This is a genomic window from Morganella morganii H1r (genome assembly GCF_000633515.1).
GTDB lineage: Bacteria > Pseudomonadota > Gammaproteobacteria > Enterobacterales > Enterobacteriaceae > Morganella > Morganella morganii_B.
The window spans coordinates 136,034-143,872 of the sequence record NZ_AYMP01000010.1; the positions used below are offsets into that span (position 1 = coordinate 136,034).

Genomic DNA, 7,839 nt, shown 5'->3' on the forward strand with positions numbered 1-7,839 from the left:
TTTGCAGTTATTTTTTCCGGTGTCGACGGCAACATTATCTGTTGCTTACGCGGCAGAACAAAATGACGCATTAATTATGTCAGAGACATTTGACGGACTTAATGCACTGATGGATACATCCCCGGAACCGCCTCCGAATCCTCAGGGCGGAAAAACCACCTCCGGCAGTTCTTTCAGCGGTGAGGGATTTACCGTTGAAATGCCGTCCGGCAGTGAATACGGCGTAATGCCGGCCGGTTCAGACAGTGGTTTTATCTCCGGACAGAACGGTATGCCGTTCCCGATGAGTGTCAGCACACTGCCGGACCCGGCAAACCCTGCACCGCGCGATAACACCGTGCGGACAGATGACGTCTTCAGCGCATTACCGACCCTCGGTCTGCCGGATACCTCTCCGCAAGATGATGCGAAGCAGAATGAATCCCGCTGGGCGGGCAATGCTTCACAGGCGGGGCAGATCCTCTCCAGTGATGATACGGTTGACGCATCTATCGGTTACGTGCGCGGTATCGGTGAAAACCTGCTGAATCAGCAGGTCAATGACTGGCTGAACCAGGTGGGCCATGCCCGCATTCAGTTCGGCAGTAATAAAACCGGTGATGCGGATGTCCTGGTGCCGTTAATTGATAATCCGAACAGCCTCCTGTTTTCACAGGTCGGGCTTCGTGCCAATGAAGAGCGCACCACCACCAACCTCGGTCTGGGCTATCGTCAGTATGAAGACGGCTGGATGTGGGGTGTGAACAGCTTTTATGATTACGATATCACCGGCAGCAACTCGCGGGTCGGTGTCGGTGGTGAATTATGGGCTGATTACCTGAAACTTGCCGCCAACGGCTACTTCAGGGTCACAGACTGGCACCAGTCAACACTGCATGAAATGCGCGATTATGACGAGCGCCCGGCAAACGGGTTTGATATCCGTGCGGAGGGCTATCTGCCTGATTATCCGCAGTTAGGCGCATTTGCAAAATATGAACAGTACTTCGGCGACGGCATCAGCCTGGCCAGTACCACCTCTTCCGGTGAACTGAAAAATAACCCGTCGGTCTCCACCATCGGGCTCAGTTATACCCCGTTCCCGCTGATCACGTTTAAAGGTCAGACATCCCGCGGTGATTCCAATGACAGCCAGGTCGGTATGGAGCTTTCCTACCGTTTCGGCGTGCCGTTATCACAGCAGCTGGATACCGATAACGTTGATCTGATGCGCAACCTGGCGGGTAACCGTTACGACTTTGTCGACAGAAACTACAACATTGTGATGCAGTACCGTAAGCAGGAACTGTTGCGGATTGCACTGCCGCCGGCACTGCGCGGCGAAGCAGCACAAACACTGCCGGTGACGGTCAGTGTGCTGAAAGCCAAATACGGTCTGAAATCACTGCGCTGGTCAGCACCTGAACTGCTGGCAAACGGCGGTGAGATCAAACAGACCGGGCTGACCACGGCGGATATTACTCTGCCTGCTTATATGTTTGCTAACCGCAGCGGCGAACCTCAGGGCTACCGTGTGACCGCTGTCGGTGAAGATAACGAGGGCAACCCGTCCAATACCGCAGAAATGTGGGTGAATGTGATCCCGTCGGTGGAAACCATCACTAAGCTGACCGTGACGCCAAATCAGTCACTGGTGGCGAATAACCGTGATCAGTTCACCGCGGTGGCGCTGTTACAGAATGACAAGGGCGAAGTGCTGGCGAATAAAGCTGTCACGTTCAGTGTTTCCGGGCTGAAAAATCCGGAAGGTGTGACCATTTATGATGCAGACGGCAATAACGGCCGGACCCTGACCGTGATCTCCGGGCCGGACGGCACGGCGACCGTGAAAATCATCAGTAAGTCCGCCGGTAAAGCATCACTGCAGGCGAAGATGCGTAACGGTAACAGCCGTGCAGAATCGATCATCTATATTGCGGATATCAGTACCGCGAAAATCAAAACACTTGAGTTAACCAATAACAAAGCAGTGGCTGACGGCCAGGCGAAAAATATCGCCGTGGCAACAGTGACTGACCAGTTTGATAACCAGGTGGAAAACTTCCCGTTAACCGCCAGAGCGGATAACGGTGCAACAGTGGCTGATCCGAACCAGCAGACTGATGATAACGGCCAGGTCACTGTCCGCTTCAGCAGTGAGACTGCCGGGGATTCAAAACTGGTGGTAGAGGGTACGGGCACGTCGAAGAGTGTGACCTCGCAGTTTGTCGCCGATATGAGTACCGCAGAAATTCACAGTGTAACCACTGAAACTGACGGTGCGGTGGCAAACGGGCAGGCGAAGAACAGCGTACTGGTGACTGTGACAGATAACCGCAATAACCCGCTGGCGGGTGCACCGGTGACTATCAGCGTACCGGGAACTGCCCGTTATCAGACTCAGCCGGCAAGCGGAATGACCGATAACCAGGGTCGTCTGCGTGTTTATATCACCAACACCAAAGCCGGTTCTGATGACTATACCTTCAGCATCAATAACAGCAGTGTCACCAAACAGTTGTTGTTTAAACCGGATGAATCTACGGCCTCCATCACTGACTCACAACTGAAAATCGTGACTGATGGTCAGAAAGCAGACGGCACATCGGCAAACCGGGTACAGGCGACTGTCCTGGATGCTTATGGTAACCGTATCCCGGGCTATACCGTACAGTTCATTACCGACAACAATGCTCAACCGTCGCAGTCTCAGCTGACAACGGACAGCAATGGTGAAACCATTTTTGATCTGACGAATACCAAATCCGGTAAAACGAAGGTCACGGTACAGGTGAACGGTAAAACGGCATCCGTTAATGTGACATTTACCGCTGACAGCGCCACCGCAAGAATTGCGGATATGACGGTTACGGCGGATGGTATGCCGGCAAACGGCGAAGCGAAGAACGCGGTGGAAGTTACCGTAACGGATGCTTCCGGTAACATTGTGCCGTTTGTGGCGGTTCTTTTCACCACAGATAACAGTGCACAGCCTGCATCACAGTCACTGATGACGGATGAGAACGGTAAAATCGTATTCAGCCTGACCAATACCGCGGCAACGCAGGTCAATGTGACTGCCAAAGTGAACAACAGTGATATGAGTGCGGTGGTGACGTTTAAGGCAGATACCACTAATCCGGATGCCGGTAAATCATCGCTGTCGGCAAATCCGATGGTCATTGTGGCGGACGGCAGCACTGAGTCAGCACTGACATTTATCCTGAAAGATAAATTCGGCAACAATATCCCTTCTCAGGGTGTGGAATTTAAATCTGACCTGACGGGCAGCACAGTGAGTACAACGACGGAAAATCCGGACGGAACTTACAGTGCAACACTGACAGGAACCAAATCCGGTAACGCCAAAATCACAATTGTGCTGAACGGAAAAGCATTTGCGGTTGCACCGGTTATTGTAAAACTGACTGCTGACAGCACGAATCCGGATGGCGACAAATCAGCGATGAGCGCTGCACCGGCAACGATTGTGGCGAATAATTCACAGGAATCGGTACTGAAACTGATCCTGCGGGATGTTAACGATAACCTGATTTCCGGCCAGACGGTGACATTTACCACTGTACTGAATGGTGTGACTATCTCCGGTACGGCAGAGGATCAGGACGGTATTTATACCGCAAACCTGAAAGGCACTGTTGCCGGTACGGCACCGGTTAAAGTGTTTGTCGGCGGTACTGAACTGGCGGTTAATGCAGTGAGTGTTGAACTGACTGCAGACAGCTCAAAACCGGACAGCGGGAAGTCAGTCCTGGAAGCCGCACCTGCGACTATCGTGGCTGATAATACAAAGGAATCGGTACTCACACTGACACTGCGTGATGTCAACGGTAACCTGATCCCGGGACAGGGTATCCTGTTCAAAGCGGATCTGAGCGGTACCGTTATCAGCGGCACGCGTGAAGACACTCCGGGTATCTATACCGCAACACTGAAAGGAACCAAATCCGGAGACGCACATATTACTGTCACTCTGAACGGTAATGCATTCAACGTGGCAGGAACCACAGTCACACTGACCGCAGACAGCACGAATCCGGATAACGGTAAGTCTGAGCTGACAGCAACACCGGACACCATTGTCGCGGATGGCGCTGACAAATCGGTACTGAAACTGATCCTGAAAGATGCCAACGACAACCTGATCACCGGACAGAATGTGGTATTCATTACCGATCCGGGTAATGTCTCCGTCACTCCGGCAGCAGAGAACACCGGCGGAACATATACAGCAGAGCTGAAGGGAACTCAGGCGGGTGTTGTGGCTGTGAAGGTTAAAGTCAATGGTACTGAACTGCCGGCAACCACGGTGAACGTGACACTCATCGGTGATAAAACGCATCCTGATATCAGCAAATCAGAACTGACCGCCACACCGGATACGATCGTGGCTGACGGTAAAGATGGCTCGGCACTGAAACTCATCCTGCGTGATGTTAACGGCAACCTGATCACCGGGCAGACCGTCCTGTTCAGCGCGGCGCTCGGAAATACCGCAATAACAGGTGATGCGGAAGCGCAGGGCGGTACCTATACCGCAACGCTGAAGGGAACAACGGCCGGAACAGCTACCATCAAAGTCAGCTTAAACGGGACTGAACTGACCGAGCTGACCAAAGATGTGACGCTGATTGGTGATAAAACTAACCCTGATATCACAAAATCTGAACTGACAGCAACACCGGATACGATTGTGGCTGACGGTCAGGAAGGATCAGCACTGAAGCTTATCCTGCGTGACGCCAACGGTAACCTGATCACCGGCCAGACCGTATTGTTCAGCACTGCACTGGGAAATACCGCAATAACGGACAACGCGGAAGCGCAGGGTGGTACCTATACCGCGACGCTGAATGGAACAACGGCCGGTACGGCAACCATCAAAGTCAGCTTAAATGGAACTGAACTGGCAGGCATTACCACCGATGTGACACTGATTGGTGATAAGACTAAACCGGACAGCACGAAATCTGAGCTGACCGCATTACCGGGCCAGATTGTGGCTGACGGCAAGGAGGGGGCAGTACTGAAACTTATCCTTCGCGATGTCAATAACAACCTGCTGCCGGATCAGACTGTGGAGTTCATTACCTCGCTGGGAAATACGGCAATAACGGATAATGACGAACCTCAGGACGGCGTTTATACCGCGACACTGAAAGGGACAACTGCCGGTACAGCAACGATCAAAGTGAAAGTAAACGGTACTGAACTGACAGGTATTACCGCTGATGTGGTACTGATTGGTGACAAAAATAATCCGGACGGCACTAAATCGGAACTGACGGCATTACCGGATACGATTGTCGCCAACGGTACTGCTGAATCCGGACTGAAACTGATTCTGCGGGATATTAACGGTAACCTGATCACCGGCCAGGAAGTCATTTTCACATCAACGCTGGAAAATACCACGGTCGGCGGTACGTCTGAAAATACCGGCGGGACCTATACCGCAGGTCTGACAGGGACGACATCCGGTAAGACAACGATTGGTGTGACAGTCAATGGTACCGTACTGACGATCACTGCGGCAGAGGTCACTCTGACAGCAGATAAGGATCATCCTGACAGCGGTAAGTCTGAGCTGACGGCGGTCCCGGATACTATCGTGGCAAATGACACGGATGAATCAGTACTGAAACTGACCCTGCGTGATGTCAACGGTAACCTGATCACCGGGCAGACGGTTGAGCTCAAAACTGCGCTGGAAAATACGGTGATCACCATGACACCGGGGGATCAGGATGGTGTCTATACCGCGACCCTGAAAGGCACAAAAGCCGGAACAGCGACTGTCACTGTGACAGTTAACGGAACGGAACTGGCGAGGCTGACCAAAGATGTCACACTGATCGGAGACAAAAACAATCCGGACAGCAGTAAATCAGAGCTGGTGGTAACACCGGAGACGATTACAGCCAATGACACAGAAACGTCAGCACTGAAACTGGTTCTTCGCGATGTTAACAATAACCTGATCACCGGACAGACTGTTGAATTCACTACAGAATTAACCAATACCACTATCACCGCTAAACCGGAAGCACCGCAGGGTACGTACAATGCTGTTCTGAAAGGAAAAACAGCCGGTAATGCGGAGATCAAAGTGAAAGTGAATGGTGCAGATTTCGGCGTTGCATCAAAAACGGTGAAACTGATCGCGGATAAGAGTACGGCAAAAATGATTATCACGAATTTAAATACGGATAAACATGCGGTTGCCGATACAGTATCGGTCAATAACTTAGAAATAAAAGTTGTTGATGCCAATGATAACCCGATTAGTGGCGTGAATATCAAAGTTACCGAAAAAACACAGCCTGCAATGGTGATGATAGACAATGCGGAAGGTGTTACCGGTGCGGACGGGGTATTTAAGCCGGGTGTCAGAAGTAAAATTCAGAATGTCAGTTTATCTGTATCGGCAAAAGATGCAGGCGGAATCGATATCACTGAAGATTATGCACTGATATTTGACCTGGTGAAATTTACTCTGAAGTCAGCCATCGTAACCAATTAATCCGTTACTGAATTGCCGGTATAAATATTGTACCGGCAATTCAGCTCTGTTTTTATAAGGGTAATGCAATGAAAAATAAAATAATTGCCATGGCATTGGTTGTGTTGTCGGGCAATGCGTATGCACATTATGTGGTCGAAAATGTAAAAACGACCACCAGGATATTTTCATTTGAACTGGTTCATAAATATCTGGCCAGTCATGAGTTTCATCAAAATACATGCAGAAGCACTTATACAAATAATAAGCTGGAATCCTGTGTGCTGAATTATAAAGTGACATCCGGCGGTAATAGTAAAGTAATTAAAACCGGCTTTGTTGATTTGCGGGGAGACGGCAGTTTTGATCAGGAACTGATGAGTGCGACATCTCATTATAATGCATTACGGGTGGCAGAGGCTCATGGTGTTGATTTAACGCAGCTTGTTGAGATTCCGCGTGAAGATATTACGTCACTGACCGGCGGCAACAACAGATATACAGTCGATACGTCATCGGCGGGGCGCGTTTGCAATGCAGATTCACCGTCAACATGTAAAGATTATGCAGAGACAGGTTATACCAATAACACATTAGATTTTACGACGATGAAAGATTTGCAGGTTGCCTGTGAATTTACCAGCAAAGACATATCGGTTAAAACGTCATTATCTGAGGATAATCTGTATTTGTATGATGGTGCAGCCAATCAGAAAATACTGCCTTATAACTATGATGTGGATAATGTGTCGGTTGACTGTGTTAACTGGCTTTCAACCGCAATATCAAAAGATGTCACGCTGAAGTATGAGGTTCTGGATAAAACAGCGGCTGATGGCGACACTCAGCTGACCTGTAAATTATTCGGTAATAATGCCGGAACAACCTCACCGTCATCGTCAACGAATAAGATGACTATTCAGGGATTCTCGACGAAGGACGAGAATTTTAAAATTCCGGAAGCATTTCTGGGATTTTATGTCTCATCACCTTCAGGAAGTGCGCAAACATCGGTTTCATTTGACTGCAACTTCCCGTTATCAACAGAGATTAAATAATAACCCCGGAAGAATCAGTGCAATAACTCAGCTGTACGGACGGACACTAAATGAGTATCACTGTATTAGTGATCGTCCGTATCAGGTAACGGTGTTTTCTTTTTATTTCCTCAGTTAGTCACCATTAACTTAAACGCCTTTAACTGGTATTTGTGAGTTGTTATGTTTTAATAAAATGTAACATCAACTCTGATAATAAGTAATGATAATTTTATTTGCTATTTATTAATGATATCTACTCCTTGAGGGTGTCTGTATTTACTTTTTTTTGTAAAAAAT

At 49.4% G+C, this 7,839-nt stretch carries 2 protein-coding genes; both read left to right on the forward strand.

The window, feature by feature from the left end; all coding sequences use genetic code 11:
- Positions 1 to 76 precede the first annotated feature (76 nt).
- Positions 77 to 6,523, forward strand: coding sequence for an Ig-like domain-containing protein (locus U868_RS0105850; RefSeq protein ID WP_162817212.1), 6,447 nt, complete (start codon positions 77 to 79; stop codon positions 6,521 to 6,523).
- Positions 6,524 to 6,591: 68 nt separating this feature from the next.
- On the forward strand, positions 6,592 to 7,560 hold the full coding sequence (locus U868_RS0105855) for a hypothetical protein (protein WP_025152469.1): 969 nt from the start codon (positions 6,592 to 6,594) through the stop codon (positions 7,558 to 7,560).
- Positions 7,561 to 7,839: the final 279 nt, after the last annotated feature.

Coding starts and splice junctions, on each gene's coding strand:
- U868_RS0105855 (WP_025152469.1), top strand. CDS start 6,592: ATGAAAAATAAAATAATTGCCATGGCATTGGTTGTGTTGTCGGGCAAT.
- U868_RS0105850 (WP_162817212.1), top strand. CDS start 77: ATGTCAGAGACATTTGACGGACTTAATGCACTGATGGATACATCCCCG.